Origin of the sequence: Chryseobacterium sp. MYb328 (assembly GCF_037572595.1) — a bacterium.
Taxonomy (GTDB): domain Bacteria; phylum Bacteroidota; class Bacteroidia; order Flavobacteriales; family Weeksellaceae; genus Chryseobacterium; species Chryseobacterium pennae.
Genome location: NZ_JBBGZQ010000003.1, coordinates 113,979 through 135,532 on the forward strand (window position 1 = coordinate 113,979; position 21,554 = coordinate 135,532).

The following is a 21,554-nucleotide window of genomic DNA, read 5'->3' on the forward strand; positions in this document are numbered from 1 at the left end:
ATATTTCGTAACTTTGAGATATATAAAAAGATAAACTTATGAAAAATGCCAGTATTATAGGGCTTAAAGAAGCCGACTGCAAAAAAATAGCAGAAAAACTAAATATACTTTTAGCCAACTATTCTTTATTTTATCAGAACACCAGAGGTTCTCACTGGAACATCAAAGGAGATCAGTTTTTTACTCTTCATCCAAAGTTTGAAGAACTTTACAATAGTCTGGTTTTAAAAATCGATGAAATTGCAGAAAGAATCCTTACACTGGGAGCAACTCCGGCACACAACTACTCTGACTATTTAAAAGTAGCAACTATTAAAGAAAGTAAAGAAGTTACAGATGGAACTAAAAGTGTTGAACAGATTCTGGCTTCATTCAAAGTAGTGATTGATCTTCAGAGAGAACTTTTAGACATTACAGATGAAGCGGGTGATGAAGGAACTAACTCTCAGATGAGCGACTATATCACTGAACAGGAGAAAGAAGTTTGGATGTACAATTCTTATTTAGGGAAATAACAGATAAGATCATCAAAATATTTCAAAAAAATCGCCTTACATTTAGGCGATTTTTATTTTTAATTTTTATATTTGCGTTAAAATTACACATATTATGAACGACGTAAGACTGAACTCGATCCTGGATAATGATTTCTATAAAATAACCATGCAGAATGCAGTGGTAAAATTATTCCCCAATTCTATCGTAAAATATGAATTTATCAACAGAGGTAAGCATCATTTTCCGGAAGGTTTTGATGCTGCATTAAAGGAAGCGGTCAATAAGATGGCTGAACTTAAGCTTACTAAAGATGAAAAGAAATTCATGGCCAGAACATGTCCTTATATTGATCTTCCTTATCTGGATTTCCTGGAAGGCTATCACTATGATCCGTCTGAAGTGAAGATCCATCAGGAAGGTGGCGATCTTTCAGTAATTGTTGAAGGGCTTTGGTACAGAACAATTCTTTGGGAAGTTCCTCTATTAGCATTAATCAGTGAGCTACACTATGAAATGAATCATATGGAGAGGGATTCTAATGAAGAGGTTATGAACAAAACCGTTGAAAAAGCAGATGCTCTGGGCAGGCTTGGCGTTACCTTTGCTGAATTCGGGACCAGAAGAAGGCATTCGTATAAGGTACAAAATCTGGTAATGGAAGCTTTAACACAGAAGAAGGAGTCTACATTCATCGGAAGTTCAAATGTACATTTTGCGATGAAATATGGGGTAAAACCTATCGGAACTCATGCTCACGAATGGTTCATGTTCCACGCTGCAGAATATGGTTTCAAGATGGCTAATGAACTGGCTTTGGAGCATTGGGTAGATGTATACAGAGGTGATCTTGGAGTAGCACTTTCCGACACCTACACTACTGATGTTTTCTTCCAGCAGTTTGACAAAAAATTCGCAAAACTTTTTGATGGTGTACGCCATGACAGTGGTGATGCTCTTGAGTTTGCAGATAAAACCATTGCCCATTATCAAAATAACGGCATTAATCCCATGTTTAAATATATCATTTTCTCTGATGCCTTAAATCTTGAAAAGGTAGAAGACATTACCAATTATTGCAGAGGAAAAATAGGAATCTCTTTTGGAATAGGAACAAATCTCACCAATGATGTAGGCCTGAAACCGATGAATATCGTGATGAAACTGATTGGAGTGCAAGCTCCTAATAAAGAATGGATCCCAACAGTAAAACTTTCTGACGAGCATGGAAAATATACAGGTGATCCAAAGATGATTGAACTGGCTAAAGAATTTTTAAGAATAAAAGATTAATTATACTATTAAAATGACTGAAAAATTTTAATAATTACCGTCTGCTTTTTCTTACATACCAAGTATACAAAACCTTCTATAATTTTGATGAATAGTGCAGGTAGATATTTAATCACCTGCATTTTCACAATCCCCACCTTCAAAACAAACACCACAAAAACCTAAAATATCATAATAAAAACAACAATAATCTCCGTATAAAACGCAAAAAATACTATTCCCTTGTCAATTTAATAAAATATCGTTACTTTCGGCGAAACAAAAACTTTATTTTATGAAAAAATTACTATTCTTGAGTTTTACCGCATTATCTATCATGGGCAGTGCACAAATTTTAGTAACGGAGAGTTTTGAAAACGCAACCTATCCTGGATTTGAAGCCACTGGTGGAGTTACAGGACAAACAGGTACCTATACGGGTTCTGCAGCCTGTAATGGCTCTGGATTTATAGGAGGGATATTAGCCGGTACTTCCGATGCAAATAGAACTCTGGATTTAATGTATACCAAACCTGCAACTATCACTGCCAACGGTAAGAAGATTGACATTAAATTTTCATATTCCATGCTTGCCAATAGCGATGTAAATGATATAGGAGGTACTATGAATGTATCTTACTCTACAGATGGTGGTACTAATTATACACCTATTGGAAGCACCATTACTCTTAGTGAAATAAACGAAACATCCTGCGCAGTATTTACCGGAACCATTCCTGAAAGCGCCAATGTAAATGGAAATTTCAAACTAAGAATAAGAACAGTAGGAACTCTAGGCAGTGGTTACTCTTCTTATATCTTTCTAGATAATGTAAGCATCAAACAAGAAGTAACAGCAATACCAACGTGTGCTACCATAAGCAGCCCAGTAAATGGCGCAACCAATGTTCCTGTTCGCCCACAAATTACGTGGAATGCTGTAGCAGGAGCAGAAATGTATAAAATAAAAGTGGGAACTACCTCAGGAGCTTCAAATGTATATTCCGGGACTTCAACTACTACATCTTTCTCCCCTGTAGCTTCTAGTGCTTTCCCTCAAAACACTACTCTTTATGCTTCAGTTACACCAACTAATGCTTTAGGAGATGCTTCAGGATGTCAGGAAATTTCTTTTACAACAGGAGCCAATCCGTTTATCCCTTATTGTGGTCCTCTAACGGCTAAACTTGGTGTTTATCCAATCTCAAAGGTTCAGATTAGTGATATGACCAACAACTCTACATTATCAGTTGCCCATGAGAATTTCACCAATAAAGTAGCTACGGTTACCCGAGGTACATCCTATCCGCTTTCTCTTGGAGGAGCAGGTGTAGGAATCAATAACCGCTTTGGATTTACAGTATTTATAGATTGGAATCAGAACGGAAGCTTTGCTGACGCGGGAGAAGCATATTTTGTAACTTCTGATTTTGCAGGCGGTGCAGCAGCAAGTGGTGCTACCATTACAGTTAATAAAAACATTGCAGTACCTGCTACAGCAGCATTGGGTAATACCCGTATGAGAGTAAAATACCAGTTTAACGCCTCAGTTACTTCTGTAAGAGCAGAATTATCTGACCCTTGTGCTGACGTGAGCCAAGGACAGGTAGAAGATTACACAATTAATGTACAGGCTACCACACTTGGAACATCTGAAGTAGGGATGAATAAAACTGCAGATATCTCTGTTTATCCTAATCCATTTAAGGATGTTCTAAAAATTTCTGATATAAAAGGAGTAAAATCTATCACAGTAACAGATATTTCCGGCAGACAGCTAAAAACGCTTAAAGCCAGCAATGAAATTAATCTTTCTGATCTGGGTGCAGGTCTTTATCTGATCACCCTTCAAATGGAAGATGGAAACAATAAAGTACTTAAGGCAATTAAGAAGTAATATATTCCTTTAAATACATTGAAAGCGGCAGTTTTACTGTCGCTTTTATTTTTTATCTTAAACATATGAGGTTTTACTATATTTATAAAAAAATATTATGATCTCAAAAATACTATTCACACTCTCTTTCACTATATTCACATTTTCTTTCGCTCAAGAAAAGAAAAATGAAAAACCGAAGTTCAATCAGGAGCTTGCCACTTCATTGGGAGCAGATCAATATGGCATGAAGCCCTATACTATTGTTATGCTGACAACCGGTACTACAAAAATTGAAGATAAAACCAAAATGGGTTCTTTAATGAAAGGCCATATGGAAAACATTGGCAGACTTGCCAACGAAGGAAAAATTGTGGTAGCAGGTCCTTTTTTGGAAAAGAATAAAGAGAATTACCGTGGAATGTTTATTTTTAATACAAAATCTAAGGAAGAAGCTGAGCAGTGGGTAAAGACTGATCCTGCAGTTCAGGCTGGAGTATTCAGCTACGAAGTCTTTCCTTGGTATGGTTCTGCTGCCTTACCTTTATATTTGAAGCATCATGATGAAATTTCAAAAGAAAATCCATAGAAATAAAAAAATCCCTCAGTTGAGGGATTTTTTTATTAGTCCATACAGATATATGGTCTTCGTGGTGGATAGCAACAATAAGGATTACTACAGAAAGTATAATTTGCCGGGCAGAATCCTCCATCCACTGGCACAAGGCATACAGCTGCAGCCCCTCCTAAAACAGTTTTCAACTCATTTCTGTCTAAGTTTTTTAAATTTTTCATAGTTATTTAATTTAGTTTTAATTTCCTACTCTTCAAGATTTTCGGATTCCTCTTTTTATTTCCCATTAATTGGAAATAAATATACAATTTATTTTTTAATCAACTACTTTACAAACAATTACCAAACATACACATAACAATATCTCTTTTTTCAATGAATTAATTTGATTATTTTAGCAGATAGCAAAACGAACATACCAAACTGGTTGTAAGTGTTTTATAATTATCATCAAAATAAAAAATTAATTCCATGAAAAAAATGAATCTCTCAAAACTTTCGAGAACAGAACTGAAAGATGTATACGGCGGATACTTACATTTACCAGAATGTCCCGGAGGATGCCCTGGTGAAGGTATGATCAGATGTCCTGACGGCTCAACGACTATGACTAATTTTATATGCATGGGTGGAAGATGTGAACCGGCTGCAAGATGTAAACCATTAGTTCTGGAACCTTTTCCGGATCCGATTACAATCACCCCATAACCTGATCAATAAGAAATAAAGTGAGCTTCCGGCTCACTTTTTAAATATTAAAAAAGATCATTCTAACAGTTTCCAAAGCTATACATCACTGATCGCAGGTTTTTATTATCTTTAAATAAACAAACCTATCATGAAAACCATTGAGGAAGTCCTGAAAAAACTTGATGAAATTATCATCTGGTGTAAGGAAAATAAAAGTCCTGCGGGATATTTCGCCTGTACTTACCGTATCATGACAGCACAGGTTCTAAAAGGGATTCAACAAAAGAAATTTGAGGACAATCCCAGAATGACACTACTTGATTTAGCTTTTGCTCAGCGCTATCTTGAAGCATGGAAAAACTACAGCAATGCTAAAAAATGTACCAATGCCTGGTATATAGCTTTTGAAGCCACCAAAAATAAAGATATTCTGATACTACAGCATATTTTTTTGGGAATGAATGCCCATATCAATCTGGATCTGGGAATTTCTGCAGCTTCTATTATGCCCTACCGGAAAATCAATCCCTTAAAAAAGGATTTTGAGAATATCAATACCGTTATTGCCTCCATTAATCAGAAAGTTCAGGATGCTCTCAACATAATATGCTACCCGGTACAGCTTATTGATCAACTTTCTAATGGAAAAGATAATGCCGTTTTGGATTTTGCAATATCCAGAGCCAGAGATACATCATGGGCCACCGCTGTTATTTCTTCAAACACCCCTAATTTCTTAAAGGAATCAGTCATCAGCATTGTAGATTATGCCGCAGCAAAAGTTGCCACACAAATCTTAAATCCTAAGATCCTCACTCCTGCCCTACTCCAAGAACTGAAAAAATGTGAAAGTAATGATGTGGTAAAGAATATTGAAATTCTGGAATCCACGAAAACCGCTTAAGCTCAAAATAAAAAGGCCGGGATCTTCCTCACGGATCCCGGCCTCATAATGAACAAATAAAAAAGAAACTACATTGCTTCCTTATACTTTTTACGATAAGCATAGTGGAATACAATAGGTAATATGGTAAATGAAAGCAGCATACAGATAATTAATCCGCCTACAATCATAATGGCTAAAGGTTTTTGAATTTCAGAACCCATTCCGTTAGACATAGCTGCCGGAAGAAGTCCCATAGATCCCATCAGAGCAATCATCACTACCGGACGAATTCTGCTTTTTACTCCTTCTGAAATAGATTCTTTAAGTGACATTCTGTTCTGGAGATTTTCTTTCATCACTCCAATCAATACAATTCCATCAATAGTAGCGACTCCAAAAAGGATAATAAAACCAATTCCTGCCGAGATTCCAAAGATCGTTCCCGTAAACCACAGGGATAAAAATCCGCCAATGAATGCAAAGGCCAATGTAATGGAAGAGATCAGCGTATCTTTTACATTTCCGAAATTGAAATACAGTAACATCAGAATAAGCACCAATGAAATAGGAACTACCATGGCCAATTGCTTAGCAGCTCTTTCTTTGCTTTCAAATTCACCGGCCCATGTCATTTTATGGCTTTTCGGAAGTTTTACATCTTTATCTACTTTTTCTTTCGCTTCTTTAATGGTACTTCCCAAATCGCGCCCTTCAATATTGAATCCTACTCCAATGTATCTGCTGTTTCCTTCACGGTAAATAAATGAGGGCCCGGTATGATAATCAATAGTTGCAATTTCTTTCAATGGCACTTTCTTATTATCCTGGGTCGGAATCAGAATATTTCCCATTTTTTCAGGAGTGTCACGATAGTCTTTTTCAAATCTCAGCATTACATCAAACATTCTTTCTTCTTCATAGAACTTGGTAGCTGCCTGCCCACCGATGGTCATTTCAATTACAGCCTGAGCATCTGCTGTGGAAACTCCGTATTTTGCCATTTTAGAATCGTGAAGCTGTATTCTGAGTTCCGGAAGTCCTATATTTTTAAAGACATTCACATCTGAAATTCCAGGAACCGTTCTGATGGAATTGGCTACCTGATTGGCATAATTTTCAAGTTCGAACAGATCATTCCCGAATATCTTAATCACCAATGGTGCTTTTACTCCTGCTACATATTCTTCCACATTATCCTGAATAGGTTGGCTGAATCCAAAATTGATTCCCGGATATCTTTCAAGGGAAGCCCTCATTTCATCCAGAAGTTTATCCTTTGATATCTTTTTCTTCCATTCATTTTCAGGCTTCAGCTGGATATTAAATTCGATATTAAAGAATCCTGTAGGGTCTGTTCCGTCATTCGGACGGCCCGTTTGGGTCATTACAAATTTCACTTCATCATACTTCATGAGAATCTCTTTCATTTCTTTGGTCAGACGTACAGATTCATCCAGATTCACACTGTTCGGAAGTGTGGCACGTACATAAATGGCTCCTTCATTCAACTTAGGTAAAAATTCTGAACCGTAGTTTGAAAACCTCCATCCACAAAGCGTAAGTAAAGCAACAAAACCGACCATAAATGCTTTTTTATGACGAATACTAAATTCATAAATTCTATAAATATTCACCCTGAAGAATCTTGAAATAAAGTTTTCTTTTTCTTCAATATTTTTGGTTAATAAAAGCTTACACATTGCCGGAACATAGGTTAAACTCAGAATCAATGACCCCAACAGAGCATACCCCAGTGTAAATGCCAAAGGAGAGAACATTTTTCCTTCCACTTTCTGGAAAGAGAAGATCGGCATCAAGGCTACAATGAGGATCAATAGGGCAAAGAAGATATAACTTGCCACACTTCCTGCACTTTTTTTAATGATTCCCAGTTTGGAAATTTTATTAAACCTCTTTAACCCAATCTTCTTCGCTTTCAGCTCGAGGGCAACAAATACATGTTCAACGATGACGAGTGTCCCTTCCAGTAATAGCCCAAAGTCCAGAGCACCCATAGAAATCAGGTTGGCCGGAAGTCCCTGAATTTTCAGCATAATAATGGCAAAAAGAAAAGCCAGCGGAATGACTGAGGCCACAATAAATGTTGTCCGCCAGTTATAAAGGAAGATGAATACAATAATGGAAACCAGAATAACTCCTTCAATCAGGTTTTTGGAAACCGTGTGAACAGTTGTATTGACTAATTCTGTACGATCAATGATCGGAACAATCTGAACATCGCCAGGCAATTCTCCACCATTTAATTGCTCTATTCTGTCTTTAAGCCTTGCAATCACCTCACTTGGATTTTCTCCACGAAGCATAATGACAATTCCTTCTACAACATCATTCTCTTTGTTGTATCCTACCTGTCCCAATCTTGGTTTTGCTGACACTTTAACCTCGGCAACATGTTTTACCAGAATAGGGGTAGAACCTTTTACTTCAATCTGAATATTTTCGATATCCTCCTTCTTCTCCAAAAGACCAATCCCCCGCACTACATAAGCCTGATCTCCTTTTGCTACAACATCTCCACCTACATTGATATTACTCTTCGAAACTGCTTCATACACATCCAGGGGGGAAAGGTCATAATTGTGTAATTCTGTAGGATTAATTTTTATTTCATATGTTTTTTCTTCACCTCCAAAGCTTACCACATCAGCCACTCCGGGAACAGCCAGCAGCTCTCTTTCAACCACCCAATCCTGGATAGCGGTTACTTCTTTTATTGGTAATCTACTTTTAATAATATATCGGTATATTTCACCGGTAGCTCCTGACGGAGGCTCAATACTGTATTCTGCCCCTGAAGGGAGATTTACATTTCCTAATTTATTGGAGGCATACTGCTGTGCATAAAAGTCGTTGACATGATCATCAAAAATCACCGTAACTACCGATAACCCGAATAAAGAAATAGACCGTACCGAAGTTTTATTCGGAATGGCATTCATCTCTTTTGAGATTGGCAGTGTGACAAACTTTTCAATTTCCTCAGCACTTCTTCCAGGCCATTGGGTAATTACCCTCACTCTGGTATTGGTAACATCCGGAAATGCCTCAATAGGAGTATGTATATAGGAATAGATTCCTCCAAGCAACAACATGAAAGTTCCTAAAAGAACAATCAGTGAATTTTTCAAAGAGAAGGAAACTATGTTCTGTACAAATTTTCGCATTACTTCTTAGAATTATTTAATTGGTTTTTCAGGTTCTCATAAATCAACAATCCATTGGAAGCTATTACATTTTCACCTTGCTTCAGATTTCCTTCTACATATATATATTGACTGTTTGAAGCGATCTCTGTTACAGGTCTTATTTCAAGTTCACAGTCTTTTTTGTACACTACTACATAACTCTGATTATTGTCAAAGACCAACGCCTTTGCAGGAATCGCCAAGGCTGATTTATTTTGTGAATTTACAGGCAGTACAACATCTGCAGACATTCCGGGCCTTAGTTTCATTCCGTTATTATCCATAATGATCTTAGCTTTCAGCACTCTTTCATTTTCATTAAAAACCTGGGAAATATTGTTGATCTTTCCTGAAAAGCTATCATCCGGATAGGCCAACGTTTTTACAACTACAGGCTGATCTACGTATACATGCCTCATATTGGTTGCATACACATTCGCCATTACCCAAACCTTATCCAGATTGGAAATGGTAAAAAGCTGGTCACCACCGGCAGTTACAGGCATTCCTTTCGAAATATTCTTGGAAATCACATATCCGTCTGCAGGTGCTTTAATCTGAATGGTACTTCCACCGGCAGAATACAGCTGCATATTCTTTTGAGTTTTTGAAATATTAGATTGAAGAATCGTAACCTCTGCTCTTGCTTCCTGAAGATCTTTCTGAGAAGCAATATCATCTTTATACATCGCTTCTACAGAGGATAATTTTCTTTTAGCTACGGCAAGCTGAGCCTGTAATGTTTGGGTATCATCCTGCATTTCATTGACAGCCGTACTTTTTACACTGGCCAGAGCCTGTCCTTTTTTTACATAATCTCCAAGAGAAAAATAAGTATCGGTAACTATGCCGTCTACAAGGCTTACAAAGGGAACTGTTTTATCGGAATTGCTTTCCACTTCTCCGGTAAGGGTAATACTTTCTTCAATCGGAAGCATTTCAGCTTTAGCCAGTTTAATATCTTTTTTAAGTTCTTTGCTGATACAATAATTCTTTCCCACTTCTTCAGTCTGCTTCTGGTCTTTACAACCTGTAAGCGCAACCAGACCAGACAGATAAATTATCGCGATATATTTAGTAGTATTCATTCTCATAAGTAGATGTTCATATTTTTTAAGGTCATTCTTAATGGGCACTTACAAATCCTGTCCTACAACATATTGCAGGTTTTCATAATATTGGTTAAGCTCTTTTTTAGTATCCAGAATAATCATTTTATTGCCGATATAGGTATCCAGAAAATCCATATACTCCAGCATACTGATGTTTCTCAGTCTGAAGTTCTTTTCATGGCTTATCAATAAACCATCCAGCGTAGATTCGTAAGTATCATCAATCTCTTCAGAAACTTGTTGGGTACGGATATAGTTTCTGAAAACGGAGACTATTTCATTCTCCGACTTCAGCAGATTTTTACGGGTCTCATTTTTACTTTTTTCAATTTCCAGCCTGGCTTCCTGGATATTTCCTTTATTTCTGTCGAAGATGGGAAGGTCAACTGAAACTCCCAGCCCAATAAAGTCTTTCATAATATTTCCACCACGGTCATATCCTATTGAAACGGCTACATCTGGAGTTTTCATGGCATTCTGAATCTCAAGACTTTTAGCAGCATGTTTCTCCTTATTCTTGGAGATCAGGATATCAGGACGATTTTCCTTTGCTTTTTCAAGCCATTGTGTTAACTCGATTTCTGAAAGTTGCTTTTCCGGCATTGCGAATGAATCTGAAATCACCAGATAAGAACTGGATGGAATCATCAGTAGGGATTTTAGCTCCGCCTGCTGTTCTTCAATTTCCTGCTTCAATGAAACAAGTTTTTTCTTGAATTCAATTTCCTGAGCCTTCAGACGGATATATTCTGCCTTACTGATATTCCCCAGAGTTAACTGATTGTTGTAGGATTTTGTTAATTTCTCGATAGAAGCTATTTGCCCCTGATATATTTTCTGTTGCTCCTGATTGTACTGAATTTCAGTAATCGAATTCCTTAAGGTCTTTTTCAGTTCACGCAAGACTTCCTGCAGTTCATACTTTTCGCCTTCCACTTCTATTTTTTGAAGTTCAATATTTTTTCTTCGCTTCCCTGCGGTCTGAATCACCTGTTCTATTTCTGCTGAGATCTGGCTATTCTTTCCCCAGTTTCCAATTAGGGCTGGCTGCTCTTCAATATCATAAGTCCGCCAGAGATTCACTTCACTGATGCTTAATTTAGGATTTGGCCAGTATTTCGCCTGGAGCGCTCTGGCTTCTGCCTGAGATATTTCCAGTTTCTGAGCAATAAGATCAAGGTTATTGGCAAGAAAGATTGTTTCAGCCTCCTTTCTGCTGATCTTCAGGGTATCTGACATCTGTGCTGAAAAGAAACTGAAACAATGAATATAAAAAAGGGTAAAAAAAATCTTCTTCAAGGTCTCTTATTTTAAGACCACAAAGCTATTCTCCCAATATTAGAGCTAATTTCGAATGAAATTAAAATTCAATTAGGCCAACATTAGAGTTTGATTAGAATAGGTTGGGATTTATGTTAAATCTCTCGCAGATTTTAAACACAAATTGCACTAATCCTTTTCACAAGTAGCACTATTTATGTTATACAAAGAATTTATCCACAAATATTCGTGAGATCTGTGGGAAATAGAATTTAATTAGTTTTTAAAGAAAATGATGAACCACAAAAGTCACAAAAGATTTAAACGCTTAAATAGTTTTAAGATAAAAACATATAGCATAAGAAGTACACATAAGTTCTTGAAAATCGTTGATTTTCATATTCGCAAACATCTGCAAGATCTGTAAAATCTGTGTGAGATTAATATCAATAGAAACGGACTTTAGTCCGTTTACATATAAATAAAGATTCGATTGGCTTTAGCCAAAACCTAAAAAAGAGTCTTACAATTTTAGAAATTAGCAGGAAATACAAGCAGGACAGTTGTACCCACATCTAATGTAGAATCAATATTCATTATAATATGATGGTGGTCAAAAATACTTCTTGATAATGACAACCCAATACCACTTCCTTTAACTCCATCCACATTCTTTCCTCTGTAGAACGTTTCTGTAATCTTAGCCAGATCATCCGCAGGAATTCCTTTTCCCTGATCTTTCACCTCAATATTCAGTTGATTATTCTTTTCTGATAAGATAATCTCTACAGAATGGCTATAAGAATATTTAATTGCATTTTCCACAATATTATATAAAGCCAGATAAAGAAGGGTTTCATTTCCCGGAAATTCCAGTAAAGCAGGCTTTGCCACCTGAAGCTGTATTTTAATATTAGAATGATTCTCTTTCGCCCGGGGTTCCAGTTTTGCATATATCTTCCAGATCAGTTCATCTATTCTTACCTGCTTGTGGGAAGATTCCAACTTGGTCATCCCTGACATCAGAAGAAGATTATTAAGAATATTTTCAATCTCATACACGTTATCCAGAGATTCTTTGGCTACTTTTTTATACTCTTCCGGAGTACGGTCTTTCTGAGCAAACACTTCCAGGTTTCCGGAAATAGCGGCTAAAGGTGTTTTAAACTCATGAGAAACATAGTTGATAAAATTCTGCTGCAACAGCACATTTTCAGAAATACGACCTAATAATTTATTATACGATTTAATCAGATCTTCAATCTCATCATTGGTATTTGTGGAGGTAATAGCCGTAGAAATATTATTATAATCTACTTTATTAATACGTTCCACCACATTAGAAATAGGTTTATACACAACTTTTGACAGATACCGGCTCAAAAAATAAATAGCAAGCAGACCAATAATCAATACAGAAAGCATGATAATAGAAAGCCTCCAGATCTGTGATTGAAATGAATCATTTGGAAATTTTACAAAAACAACGAAGTCTCCCTGATTATCCGGATAAAAAATACCATAATAGAACTGGTTACCAGACATAAACTGGGTTCCTTTATTATTTCTTGCGGCCTGTAAATGAATGGGCTTAATATTTTCATCATTCAGGTTTTGTCCGAACGTCACCTCATTATTTTGGTTATAAACCGCTACCTGATTATTCTGAATAAGATGTTTATATTCCTGTTTAATCTGGGCATGTCTGTCTTTGGGCAATTCATCTTTTTCAAGATAATAAATGGCAGAAATCAGGGCTGTATTCCTAAGCTTTTCAAAATAAAAAATCTTCGTACTGTCATAATACGCAAAAAATATCACCGCAGATGTGATGATAGAAACAATGCCGAATGAAAGGCTGGAAATAAGGGTAAACCTGTTCCTGAGTGTCATTTTAATCTTTAATTAAATATCCCGTTCCTTTGACGGTATGAATAATTTTCTGTTCCGATTCATCAATCTTGTTACGGACATACGAAATGTAAACATCTACTACGTTCGTTGAACTGTCAAAATCGATCCCCCAGACGTTATGCAAAATCTGAGTTCTACTCAACACTTTGTTTTTATTCTCCATAAGGAAAGTAAAAAGTTTGTATTCTGTAGGAGAAAATTCGATTTCCTTATCATTCTGGGTTACCTTGTGAAGATCTGTATCAATGACAATATTACCACATGACAGGTAATGATCTTCTTTCTGATAGCTTAACTTATTTCTTCTTGTCAATGCTTTGATCCTTGAAATCAATTCTTCAAAATGAAATGGTTTGGATAAATAATCATCAGCTCCCAGATCCAGCATTTTAATTTTATCATCCGGACTGTTCAATGCACTTAAAACTAAAATTGGAGTATAATTTCCCTTAAACCTTATGATTTGTGTGAGCTGCATTCCATCCAGTCCCGGAAGCATAATATCCATTAATATAATATCAAAATCATAGGTATGAAGAATTTCTCTGGCCTTTTCCCCTGAATCTGCAAGCGTCATATTATAACCGGCTTCCGAAAGTCCTTTCAGCAGAAAGCTGCTAATTCTCTGATCGTCTTCTACCAATAAGATATTCATAATATTTCTGAAATTTCCCATAAATATAGGAATTCTGATTGAAGAAAGGAAGTCAGAACAAAGGATGCGGGGATTTCTCCAGAGATTGGGGAATGGTTAATAAGGAACTGAAACTCCTTTCGGAAATTTATTATTCAGCATCAACTTCCAGCCTTTTTTCCTAATTTTGAAGAATGGAGATGACTTATTTAATCATTGGATGTATTGTTGGCGGAGTCCTTGGAGCCATTATTTTATATTTTGCCTTGAAATCGTCTACGGTTTCAAGAACCTCTTACGATGAACTCAATTTTTCACATATTAAAAACAAATCTGACCTTGAAAATTCAAACACAAAGGTCCTGGAACTGAATCAGAACCTCAGTAAAGAAAAGGAACTCAATATACAGCAGCAGGATCTTCTGAATGATCTTAAAAATGAATTTGCCAGGCTCTCTGCACAGCATTCTTCACTCAACAGCCAATTTCAGGAGCAGAAACAAATGTCCTTAAAACAGGATTTTCATATAGAAACCCTTATTGCTGAAAAACAGGATTTTTTTGCTAAAAACGCTGAGCTTTCTGCCCAGAACGAAAGTCTCCAGAAATCCCTGAATACCCAAAAAGAAGAGATCACCAAAATACAGGAAGAATCCAAACTGCAGTTTGAAAATCTGGCCAATAAGATTTTAGAAGAAAAAACAGAGAAGTTCACCACTTTAAATCAGAATAACTTAAAAAACATCCTTGAACCTTTCCAGGAAAAAATTACAGATTTAAAAAACAGGGTGAATGAAGCCTATGAAAAGGAAAACAAAGAACGTTTCTCTCTGGCCGAAAAGGTAAAAGAACTTGCAGAACTGAACCAGCAGATCTCAGAGGATGCCAAAAAATTAACCCGGGCCCTCAAAGGAGAAAGTAAAACCCAGGGAAATTGGGGTGAAATGATACTTGAAAGTATCCTTGAAAAATCAGGGTTGGTAAAAGGAAGAGAATATTTCCTTGAACATGAGCTTCGTGATGAAGACAACAAAGCCCTCTTCTCAGAATTTTCCGGTAAAAAAATGCGTCCTGATGCTGTTGTAAAATATCCGGATGAAAGAAATGTTATTATTGATTCTAAAGTTTCTCTTACTGCATTTACAGAATTAGTGGATGAAACTGATCAGGATGTCTATTTGATGAAACTTAATCAGCATTTAGGTTCCATCAAAAACCATATTACACAGCTTAGCCAGAAAGCTTATGATGATTATGGAAAATCTTTGGATTTTGTGATGATGTTTATTCCTAGTGAACCCGCATATATTGCCGCGATGCAGGCTGACCAAAACCTTTGGAACTATGCTTATGACAGAAGAATTTTATTGTTGAATCCAAGTAACCTGATCACCTCTTTAAAACTGATCGCAGATCTCTGGAAACGTGAATATCAGAACAAAAATGCCCTTGAAATTGCTGATAGAGGAGCCAGATTATATGATAAATTTGTAGGGTTTGTAGATAATCTTGAAAAAGTAGGCCGAAACCTTGACCTTGCCAAGAATGTTTACAATGATGCTTACAAACAACTATATACAGGAAATGACAACCTCGTGATCCAAACTCAAAAATTGAAATCATTGGGAATTAAAAATAAAAAAGACCTTCCTCAAAGTCTTATTGACAACAGTAATTTGATAGAATAAAAACAGGAATACCATGAAAAAATCAAATCTTATCTTATTAATATGTCTTGCTCTCTACATAGCTTCACTTCCTTTCACTGCAGTGTATGCAAAAGGTCATGAAATGAGCGGGTTGGCCTGTGCTCTTTTAGGCTGGGCAGAAATGGAGGGTGGTGGAATAGCATGGATGGCTAATCCTTTGCTTTTTATCGGAGCTTTTTTCCTGCTCTTAAAACAAGTAAAAATAGCTGCAGCACTTAGCCTTATTGCCTTTGGCCTTACGTTTTGTTATCTATCCGTTGGTGAAATTACGGTGAATGAAGCGGGACATCAATTCCCCATAACAGGGTATGGCCCGGGATATTTTCTTTGGATAGCTAGCTGTTTTACTTTATTGTCAGGCTGTATTATTCTTATCGTTACTTCTAAAAAAAATAAAGATCAAAATCCCACATAACTGATAAACTGAAATTTTGAAAAACTAAAGATATGCTTTCTTTTACGCCTTATTCATATCCTAAATCACACTCTGTAAAGGAGATACTGCTTTCCTCTCTTGCAGCAGGAGTGGTAGTTTATCTTTTCCTGATTATCTTTCAACCTTTTGGTACAGAAAACTTTCATCATCCTTATAAATACCTTATTCTTTTTCCTTATACTCTTATTTTCGGAGCAGCATTTTTTATCTCAAGTCTTTGCGTCTCCCGGTTCGATGAGTGGAATCTTGTATCAGAACTATTAAAAATATTGGCCATTTTATTTCTGGGATCAGTCTTTTCTTATTTTTATAATTCATTATTTATAAGTCACGTACCCCTTAGTTTCGAAAATTATGGCTATATGTTCCTTTATTCTATGGCCATTGGAATTCCTACATCTTCCATTTATATTTTATCAAGATATATTTATTTAAAAAATTCCCGCGAGAATATCTCCGAAGATATTGACTCCATAAGCAATCCGGTAAATTCAACAAAAGCTGTTCTTACAATTTCAATCAATACTACAGAGCTGAGAGTTGCTGAAGATGATTTCTTATGTATTCAGTCTATGGAAAACTATTGTACACTATATTATTTGGACAACAATACTGTAAAAAAACTGTTACTCAGAATAAGTCTTTCCGGTATTCTAATGCAGGTACAAACCCAGACAATCAAAAGATGTCATCGTTCTTATATTGTTAATCTAGAAAAAGTAAAAAGTCTAAAGGGGAATGCTCAGGGCTACAAATTGATTCTTCCTGAAATTGATTTTAATATTCCTGTATCAAGAAGCTTTATATCAGTTATTATTCCTCAATTACAGAAGCTTAAAAAATAGAAGTTTGTCATTGGTCACTATTTCTTGATGCTCATCACAATAAATTGATCTGCATTCCGGAAAGCCACATTTTTGCTCAAAATAATTAACATGAGTAAAAACATCCGCTTCATTTTTATCTTTATCCTGGGATTTGTAATCTATTATTTCTTTGATCTTTTTTACTTTAAAAGTATTCAGTATTTCATAAAAGACCTTTCGCACAGCAAAGCTATAGCCCATGTTTTGGCCTACATCATTACTCTGATCCCGTTAATGATTACCCTGAAAATTTTATTTCCAAAAAAGCCTATCATTAATTTGTTTTCACTGGACAGATCTGCTATTAAAGGATTTTCTTTAGCTTTTTTAGGAACCTTACCTATGTTAATTGGTTACATAATACACTTTACAATAACCGATACAGTAAATTATGAATCATTATTCATCAATACCCTATCATCTGCATTCTTCGAAGAAATAATATTCAGAGCCTTTCTCATTGGTACATTATATAGATTTACCAGGCTGGGATTTCTGTCATCAATTCTGTTGGGATCACTATTATTTGCACAAATTCATTTATATCAGAGTCAAAATATGACAGAACTTATTGAAATATTTGCTATTACATTTCTGGGTTCGGTATTTTTCACATGGGTTTATTTTGAACAGAATTTTAATCTATGGGTTGCTATATTTCTTCATTTTCTCATGAACCTGTATTGGGAGATATTCAATGTTTCAGAAAATGTTTCCGGAAACCTATTCGGAAATCTGTATAAATTTTTATCTATATTTTTAATAATAGGAATGGTTGTCTACCATAAAAAGAAGAGTAAAAGTACATTTCAGATCACCTGGAAAAGCCTTTTTATAAAAAGCAAAGAAGTACAATCATAAATTTTGCATAATTTTGCGAAATGTTGATAGAAAGCTTTCAAAACGAAAAAATAAAAAATGTCACTAAGCTACTTACTGACAACAGGTTCCGTAAAAAATCAAAGGTTTTTGTTGTAGAAGGGCAGCAGGAAAATGCCAGAGCCATACAATATGATTTTGAGCCTGTAGAATTTTTCATCTGTGAAAATATCTTTAAGGAAAAGCTTCCTGAAGGGAAAATTCATTATGTAAGTGATAAAGTCTATGAAAAGATAGCTTACAGAGGCAGTTCAGAAGGAATCATCGGGGTTTATACTGCAAAAGAAACGCCTCTTTCTTCTTATATTCCAAAAGAAAATTCTACTGTTATCATTGTTGAAGGAGTAGAAAAACCTGGTAATTTGGGAGCTATTTTAAGAAGCTGTGAAGCCTTTGGTATTGATGCCCTTATTGTTGCTGATGGAAAAACCGATTTTTATAACCCGAATGTTATCAGATCCAGCGTAGGCTGCCTTTTCGGAATGGAGGTTTATCAGGCGGAAAATGCGGAAACCCTAGAATTCCTTCAGAAAAACAGCTTCAATATTTATACAACATTGATGGATGAAACTTCTGAAGATCTTTATAAGAGAGATTTCACACAACGTTCCGCTGTATTATTCGGGACAGAACATTCAGGGTTAAGTGATTTCTGGATTGGAAAAGGAAAGAACACCCTGATTCCTATGTCTGGCAGTATAGATTCACTGAACCTGAGTAATGCAGTTGCAATCACCTGCTATGAATCTTTGAAGCAAAAGAAAGGATAAATAATAGTAAGTGTAGTTTGACGATTGTCTTACAGATCAATATTACTGTAATATTCCTATAATAGAGATTGTTTCACCTTCGGTTCGCAATGACAGGTTAGGAAAGAGTTGAGGATAAAGCATAAAAAAACCGTTTCACTGGGTGAAACGGTTCTTTTATTTTTAAGCTTAAGCTAGAATTATTTCTTAGCAGCATCTTTAGCAGCATCAGCAGCTCCTTTAGCAGCATCAGCAGCACCTTTAGCAGCGTCAGCAGCACCTTTAGCAGCATCTTTAGCAACTTCAGCTCCAGCAGCAGTAGTAGCAGCAGCAGCATCTTTAGTAGCTTCTACAGCAGTAGTTGCAGCAGAATCAACAACTTTAGCAGCAGAATCAGTTACAGTAGCAGCAGAATCAGCTACAGTAGCAGCAGCAGAATCAGTTGTACCTTCAGTAGCTGTAGCGTCAGTTTTTTTACAAGCAACTAGAGAGATTGCAGCGATAGCAGCTACGAATAATGACTTTTTCATAATAAATTAAATTTAATTTTGTTAATATTGTTTTATAAAATTTTCTTCTGTTCTGTTATTTGAACAAGACAAAGGTATAGCAGTTAGAAAGTTTGTTTATGAAAAATAATTGTAATACCTTTGTAAAATAGTTTTACAAAAAAACATAACTGATAATCAACAATTTAATTATTTAAAAAAAAATTGACAGATTTAGATCTATTACACTTTGAACAGCTAAAAAAGGATGTCCAAGGTCAATATTTAAAAGAATACACCCCTTCACAGGATGACATATCCAAGTGGAAGGGTATAGATATCATATATTTCCAGGAAGACCTGCGCAAAAAAGCAAAAGGTAACATCAGTGAAAAATCATTTTACACCTATTTCAAAACTTCACCAGTCACTAAATTACCCAGAATAGACATGCTCAATTTATTGAGTATTTATGCGGGTTACGACTCATGGTATGAATTCAAGAAACTGCATCTTTTTGCAGGAGAATTACTTCAGGAAACTGAAAATTCTGATGAAGAAGATATGAATGATTTGGAAGAAACAGTTTCTACAGCTCCTGATATTCCAAAAACTGAAATTCAACCTAAAAAAGTCGAAACAAAGACCCCTGAAAACCCTGATTTACAAAAATCAAATACTGATAACCAAGAAGTTAACAAAAAACAAATTTCCACCAGTGAAGTTGAAATTTCAACAACTCCAGCTAAGAAAAATTTCTTAAAAAAGAACGCCTGGGCACTTATTACTTCCGTTTTAATTACCATAACCGGATTACTGGGTTTTAAAGATGTACTTTTTTCAAAAACTTATACTTATTGTTTTATTGATAAGGATAGAGGAGTTTCTGTTATTAACACACTGGATATAATGGTTATCAAGGAAAATGAATCGCCTTTGATGTATAAAATCAAACCTGGTGAATGTTTTTCTTATTCAACCAAAGATAAAAACCTGAAAATGAAGATCAGTGCTGCGTTCTATGAGCCACTGGATGTAAACAGGAATCTTGAAAATGCCCCTGAAGAAGAAAAAATTGAGCTTAAACCGGACGATTACAAAATGGCTGCCTATTATTTCTCCAGAAAAGATATTACGGGAAATTCAGAAGAGCAGGTAGCCCTTATTAAACAGAAAAGAAATCAGCTGGAAAACCTGATCAGCAATAATGCTATTATCTACCAGGTGTATGACAATAACACTTATGGTATTGAAAAAATAGACAAACAAAAGTATATCACCCTCGTTACAACCCCTACTACATCTCTGAAAAACCTGAATGTAATAGAAATGAAAAAAGATAACGGTAAGATCGTATCCATTAAATTCAAAATTGCGACTACAGATGAAAAGAATAAATAATTTTTTACCCCTCATTATACTTCTGACTTTATTTGTTACCTGTACTAAAAAAACAGAAGCCAGTGACCTGGATAAACTAAGAAACAGTAACAACACAAAAAGTTATCCGGCTGTACAAATGGATAGTATGCAGGCTATTAATTCTATTACCAAGCAAAAAGTTCAGGAACTTCTTGATCTTTCTACTCTTTATGCCAGTGGTAACAGAAATACTGAAGTAGACAGTTTTATTTATTCACAGATAGAAAGTTACTTCCATAAACCTGATTCTTTAACCTTCAAAAGAATGTTTAAAGAATTAGATAGCATGAAGGTGAAAGCAGCAAAGGTAAATTCACTGAACGTTTACAAGGAATACTATAAAAAAGACACTTTAGACTATGCCAAATTCAATGTAGAATATTTTGATGAGAAAAATAAGTCTTTAGGAAGCTTTGAGAAGAATGCCCAGTATATATTACTATCCACATCCAAACTGAAAAAGGAATTTAAGTTTTACTTTTTAGATTTTTATTCCAAACCACTTACAAAAGACAGCACTTCTGTTGGAGTAACTAAATAGTCCAGGGGGATATCATTTTCCCAGACATCATCAATAGAATCATCGGGGTCAAAATAATTGACTCCGATTTTTTTTGTCTCTGAAGATATATTTTGGAAAAGAGTGTCATAAAATCCTTTACCGTACCCTACTCTATTTCCTCTTCGATCACAATATAAAAGCGGAGTGATTACATAATGAAAATTATGTTCTCCGGAATCTTCATTGGAAACCGGTTCTGAAATCCCCCATGCATTTGTTTCAAATGCAGTATTTCCGAAGATCTCAATATTAATCAGTTTATCTTCTACAACTTTGGGCACATAAACACGGATATTCTGCCCTAAAAAATAATTGATGAAGATTTGGGTATCAATCTCATTAAACTTCTCAATCGGAACGAAAACATGAACCTTCTGCCCTGCATGAGGAGTAAAGTAATCTATGAAATTCTGAAAAATATTTTCGGATAACAGGAAAGCCTCATCATGAGACAAGGCTTTTCTTTTTTGCATATATTTTTTTCTAAGCTCAGCTTTCAACATAACAGTTAAATTATTTTTACT

General features: G+C 35.6%; 21 protein-coding genes. 13 read left to right on the forward strand and 8 right to left on the reverse strand.

Annotation, left to right across the window (positions count from 1 at the left end; genetic code table 11):
• Window positions 1–38: 38 nt before the first annotated feature.
• The 4 genes from WH267_RS04535 to WH267_RS04550 all read left to right on the forward strand — a co-directional run bounded on the left by WH267_RS04535 (window position 39) and on the right by WH267_RS04550 (window position 4,232).
• The gene (locus WH267_RS04535; protein WP_340006079.1) at window positions 39–515 is read left to right on the forward strand and encodes a Dps family protein; all 477 of its coding nucleotides are present in this window, start codon (window positions 39–41) and stop codon (window positions 513–515) included.
• 94 nt (window positions 516–609) lie between these two features.
• Window positions 610–1,788 (forward strand): nicotinate phosphoribosyltransferase, encoded by a 1,179-nt coding sequence (gene pncB / locus WH267_RS04540; RefSeq protein WP_340006080.1) that lies wholly within the window; start codon window positions 610–612, stop codon window positions 1,786–1,788.
• 274 nt (window positions 1,789–2,062) lie between these two features.
• Complete coding sequence (locus WH267_RS04545; RefSeq protein WP_340006082.1) at window positions 2,063–3,664, forward strand: GEVED domain-containing protein; 1,602 nt, start codon at window positions 2,063–2,065, stop codon at window positions 3,662–3,664.
• A gap of 97 nt (window positions 3,665–3,761) precedes the next feature.
• On the forward strand, window positions 3,762–4,232 hold the full coding sequence (locus WH267_RS04550) for a YciI family protein (protein WP_340006084.1): 471 nt from the start codon (window positions 3,762–3,764) through the stop codon (window positions 4,230–4,232).
• Between the two features lie 35 nt (window positions 4,233–4,267).
• Here the strand turns inward: WH267_RS04550 and WH267_RS04555 are convergent, their stop codons facing one another.
• Window positions 4,268–4,438, reverse strand: coding sequence for a bacteriocin-like protein (locus tag WH267_RS04555; RefSeq protein ID WP_165852149.1), 171 nt, complete (start codon window positions 4,436–4,438; stop codon window positions 4,268–4,270).
• A gap of 259 nt (window positions 4,439–4,697) precedes the next feature.
• On the opposite strand from WH267_RS04555, the gene WH267_RS04560 reads away from it, so the two are divergent.
• Together WH267_RS04560 and WH267_RS04565 are read left to right on the forward strand one after the other, a co-directional pair.
• Window positions 4,698–4,925, forward strand: a complete 228-nt coding sequence (locus WH267_RS04560) for a hypothetical protein (RefSeq protein ID WP_340006087.1) — start codon at window positions 4,698–4,700, stop codon at window positions 4,923–4,925.
• Between the two features lie 130 nt (window positions 4,926–5,055).
• Window positions 5,056–5,811, forward strand: coding sequence for a DUF5995 family protein (locus tag WH267_RS04565; RefSeq protein WP_340006088.1), 756 nt, complete (start codon window positions 5,056–5,058; stop codon window positions 5,809–5,811).
• Between the two features lie 68 nt (window positions 5,812–5,879).
• On the opposite strand, the gene WH267_RS04570 is transcribed toward WH267_RS04565, so the two are convergent.
• From WH267_RS04570 to WH267_RS04590, 5 genes are all read right to left on the reverse strand, one after another.
• On the reverse strand, window positions 5,880–8,978 hold the full coding sequence (locus tag WH267_RS04570) for an efflux RND transporter permease subunit (protein ID WP_340006089.1): 3,099 nt from the start codon (window positions 8,976–8,978) through the stop codon (window positions 5,880–5,882).
• Window positions 8,978–10,087, reverse strand: coding sequence for an efflux RND transporter periplasmic adaptor subunit (locus WH267_RS04575; RefSeq protein WP_340006091.1), 1,110 nt, complete (start codon window positions 10,085–10,087; stop codon window positions 8,978–8,980). Before WH267_RS04575 ends, WH267_RS04570 begins: the two co-directional genes overlap by 1 nt.
• Before the next feature lie 48 nt (window positions 10,088–10,135).
• Window positions 10,136–11,410: a TolC family protein gene (locus WH267_RS04580; protein WP_340006093.1), complete on the reverse strand. Its 1,275-nt coding sequence runs from the start codon at window positions 11,408–11,410 to the stop codon at window positions 10,136–10,138.
• A 492-nt stretch (window positions 11,411–11,902) separates the two neighbouring features.
• Window positions 11,903–13,264, reverse strand: coding sequence for a HAMP domain-containing sensor histidine kinase (locus WH267_RS04585; RefSeq protein ID WP_340006095.1), 1,362 nt, complete (start codon window positions 13,262–13,264; stop codon window positions 11,903–11,905).
• Window position 13,265: 1 nt separating this feature from the next.
• Window positions 13,266–13,940, reverse strand: a complete 675-nt coding sequence (locus WH267_RS04590; RefSeq protein WP_115968617.1) for a response regulator transcription factor — start codon at window positions 13,938–13,940, stop codon at window positions 13,266–13,268.
• 179 nt (window positions 13,941–14,119) lie between these two features.
• Here WH267_RS04590 and rmuC point away from each other — a divergent pair, with 179 nt between their 5' ends.
• The 5 genes from rmuC (at window position 14,120) to WH267_RS04615 (ending at window position 18,579) form a co-directional block, all read left to right on the forward strand.
• Window positions 14,120–15,607, forward strand: a complete 1,488-nt coding sequence (rmuC, locus tag WH267_RS04595; protein ID WP_115968618.1) for a DNA recombination protein RmuC — start codon at window positions 14,120–14,122, stop codon at window positions 15,605–15,607.
• Between the two features lie 13 nt (window positions 15,608–15,620).
• Window positions 15,621–16,043, forward strand: a complete 423-nt coding sequence (locus WH267_RS04600; protein ID WP_115967866.1) for a hypothetical protein — start codon at window positions 15,621–15,623, stop codon at window positions 16,041–16,043.
• A 32-nt stretch (window positions 16,044–16,075) separates the two neighbouring features.
• The gene (locus WH267_RS04605) at window positions 16,076–16,909 is read left to right on the forward strand and encodes a LytTR family DNA-binding domain-containing protein (RefSeq protein WP_340006098.1); all 834 of its coding nucleotides are present in this window, start codon (window positions 16,076–16,078) and stop codon (window positions 16,907–16,909) included.
• A gap of 90 nt (window positions 16,910–16,999) precedes the next feature.
• Complete coding sequence (locus WH267_RS04610) at window positions 17,000–17,791, forward strand: CPBP family intramembrane glutamic endopeptidase (RefSeq protein ID WP_115967870.1); 792 nt, start codon at window positions 17,000–17,002, stop codon at window positions 17,789–17,791.
• Window positions 17,792–17,811: 20 nt separating this feature from the next.
• Window positions 17,812–18,579 carry a TrmH family RNA methyltransferase gene (locus WH267_RS04615; RefSeq protein ID WP_115967872.1) on the forward strand — a complete coding sequence of 256 codons (768 nt, stop codon included), beginning with the start codon at window positions 17,812–17,814 and terminating at the stop codon, window positions 18,577–18,579.
• A 179-nt stretch (window positions 18,580–18,758) separates the two neighbouring features.
• On the opposite strand, the gene WH267_RS04620 is transcribed toward WH267_RS04615, so the two are convergent.
• Window positions 18,759–19,088 (reverse strand): hypothetical protein, encoded by a 330-nt coding sequence (locus WH267_RS04620; protein WP_065395887.1) that lies wholly within the window; start codon window positions 19,086–19,088, stop codon window positions 18,759–18,761.
• 183 nt (window positions 19,089–19,271) lie between these two features.
• Here WH267_RS04620 and WH267_RS04625 point away from each other — a divergent pair, with 183 nt between their 5' ends.
• Both WH267_RS04625 and WH267_RS04630 read left to right on the forward strand, forming a co-directional pair.
• Window positions 19,272–20,447, forward strand: coding sequence for a hypothetical protein (locus tag WH267_RS04625; protein ID WP_340006103.1), 1,176 nt, complete (start codon window positions 19,272–19,274; stop codon window positions 20,445–20,447).
• Complete coding sequence (locus WH267_RS04630; protein ID WP_115967878.1) at window positions 20,431–21,009, forward strand: hypothetical protein; 579 nt, start codon at window positions 20,431–20,433, stop codon at window positions 21,007–21,009. Before WH267_RS04625 ends, WH267_RS04630 begins: the two co-directional genes overlap by 17 nt.
• Here WH267_RS04630 and WH267_RS04635 read toward each other — a convergent pair.
• Window positions 20,958–21,503, reverse strand: a complete 546-nt coding sequence (locus WH267_RS04635; RefSeq protein WP_340006106.1) for a 5-formyltetrahydrofolate cyclo-ligase — start codon at window positions 21,501–21,503, stop codon at window positions 20,958–20,960. The genes WH267_RS04630 and WH267_RS04635 overlap by 52 nt on opposite strands.
• Window positions 21,504–21,554: the final 51 nt, after the last annotated feature.